The organism is Pseudoduganella sp. RAF53_2, from assembly GCF_052113985.1.
Taxonomy (GTDB): domain Bacteria; phylum Pseudomonadota; class Gammaproteobacteria; order Burkholderiales; family Burkholderiaceae_D; genus Rugamonas.
Genome location: NZ_JBFRDW010000860.1, coordinates 1 through 1,979 on the forward strand (window position 1 = coordinate 1; position 1,979 = coordinate 1,979).

Below are 1,979 nucleotides of genomic sequence, written 5' to 3' on the forward strand. Positions count from 1 at the left end.
GATGGGGGCCATGGATACGCCAGAATTCCAAACCATCTGGGAGTTTCGCGTGCCTGAGGGCGCGCGGGACGAATTCGCCAGCCACTATGGTCCGGAGGGCAGCTGGGCGCATTTGTTCGCGCGCGGCGAGGGCTATCTCGGCACCGAGCTGCTACAGGATGCCACCGACCCGGAACGCTTCCTCACCATCGACCACTGGCTCAGCCAGGACGATTTCGAAACCTTCAAAACCCGCTTTGCCGAAGAGTACGCCGCCCTGGATGCGCGCTGCGAGGCGCTGACCGCCGGTGAACGCGCGATCGGGCAGTTCTTTACCCCCTGACCGCAAAGTGTTTCTTTTTCGCACCATTGTTTTTGTGTAAATTATTTCCCCATGGCATAATCAAAGCCATAAAACAATCAATACTGGGACATGATCAAGAAAACTCTGGCCTTGGCGCTGCTGTGCGGCGCCACCACCGTGGCTTTTGCCACGACCGCCCAACCAGGCATGTGGGACAGTCTGGTCGGCCTGAAGTATGCGAAAGCCCGCAAGGAAGTGATCGACGCGGGCTGGCGTCCAGACCACCGCAAGGCCGACTCGGCATGGGAACAGCAGTTGCAGCTGCAATATCCCGAGCTGCGTTCCTGCACCGTGGACCGACCGGCCTGCACCCTGTATTTCGTCGCTTACGACGGCACTTGCCTGAAGGTCGTCGCCGAGGGCGAAAAGGTGAATGACTTCACGGTGCGCAGCGTGGCCAAGGAGTGCCAGCGCAAGGACTAACGCCGGGACAGCGTCGCGCTGTCCAGTTTTATGTCCAGCTGCATCAGGTGCATATTCAGGATGTGCAGGTTGACGTCCGCCTTCACCAATTCTTTTAGCCGGGCTTCGAAGGCCTCGGCATATTGTCCGCAGGGACTGCCTTTGACGAAGGCGAAGTAGTTTTTGTCTTCGGTGATGAAGGGGCGCACGGCCACGAAGTGCTCGCTCTGCCTGTGGCGGGCAAGCCAGGTTTCGCCCGTGAGCAGGCCGGTAATCACGTAATCGATGCGGCCCGCGGCCAGCTTTCTGAAATTGGTGTCTGCATTGCCGGCTTCCTCGAGGTGCAGGTTCCCTTCGGCGAACTTGTCGAATTCGGCGCTGAAGCGGTTGCCGAGCGCCACGCCGCCCCGCTTGTCGACCAGGTCGCCCCAGTGGTGATAGACGAAGCTGTGCTGGCGGTTGATGAACACGGCGACGGGATTGGGAAAGGCCGGGGTGCGCACGTAGCTGAGATAAGCTTCGCGCTCGGGCAGCATTTTGAGTGTCGCGACCATGTCGATGCCGCCTGAAGCAGCCACCGCCAGCACGCGTTTCCATGGCCCGAGATAGCGCACTTCGTAGGGAATCTTCAGGTCGTCGAGAATGTGCGTCGCGAGGTCAATACTGGCGCCACGCAATCGTTCGCCGTCATACCAATGCAAGGGTTGATAGTCGGGATCGGCCGACAGCACGAGTTTGCCGCATTCGCTGCGGCATGGCAGAGCCAATACAAGCAACAGCACCGCCATGATGGGGCGTAACCGTGAAACCATCGTTTGATACTACTCCCGGCGATCGGGCTGGTAAAGTAGCACCTATGAATTTGCAACTGCGCCTCGCCACACCCGCCGACCTGCCCGAAATCATGCGCCTTGAGCGTGCAGGATTCGCGGCCGACATTCAGGAAACCGATATTACTTTCGCCGAAAGACTTGCTGCCGCGCCGGATGGCTGCTGGGTGCTGGACAACGAAGAAGGGCGCCTGCTCGGTTATCTATGCGCGGAGTTCTGGGCCTTTGACCCCGCCGCTCCGGCCGCGAAGTTTGCGCGGGACCATAGCGCGGGCGCACTGCACCGGCTGGACGGGGAGGAAGTGTATATCTCGTCCATGGTGGTCGATCCCGCCACGCGCGGCACGGGCTGGGGACGCCGTCTGTTCCGCGATGCGGTAGCGGCGATGTTTGCACGCCACAAC

General features: G+C 60.5%; 4 protein-coding genes. 3 read left to right on the top strand and 1 reads right to left on the bottom strand.

Annotated elements, in window-relative coordinates:
• A partial coding sequence (locus AB4Z11_RS30390; protein WP_442029713.1) for an antibiotic biosynthesis monooxygenase family protein occupies nt 1-322 on the top strand: 322 nt, incomplete at its 5' end.
• Between the two features lie 90 nt (nt 323-412).
• Nucleotides 413-766, top strand: a complete 354-nt coding sequence (locus AB4Z11_RS30395) for a hypothetical protein (protein WP_442029715.1) — start codon at nt 413-415, stop codon at nt 764-766.
• Here the strand turns inward: AB4Z11_RS30395 and AB4Z11_RS30400 are convergent.
• Nucleotides 763-1,533 (bottom strand): substrate-binding periplasmic protein, encoded by a 771-nt coding sequence (locus AB4Z11_RS30400; RefSeq protein ID WP_442029717.1) that lies wholly within the window; start codon nt 1,531-1,533, stop codon nt 763-765. The genes AB4Z11_RS30395 and AB4Z11_RS30400 overlap by 4 nt on opposite strands.
• 68 nt (nt 1,534-1,601) lie before the next feature.
• On the opposite strand from AB4Z11_RS30400, the gene AB4Z11_RS30405 reads away from it, so the two are divergent.
• The coding region (locus tag AB4Z11_RS30405) for a GNAT family N-acetyltransferase (protein WP_442029719.1) at nt 1,602-1,979 on the top strand (378 nt) is incomplete at its 3' end.

Bases quoted from the DNA above. Each gene is read 5' to 3' on its own strand.
- AB4Z11_RS30395 (WP_442029715.1), top strand. From the start codon at position 413: ATGATCAAGAAAACTCTGGCCTTGGCGCTGCTGTGCGGCGCCACCACC.
- AB4Z11_RS30400 (WP_442029717.1), bottom strand. From the start codon at position 1,533: ATGGCGGTGCTGTTGCTTGTATTGGCTCTGCCATGCCGCAGCGAATGC.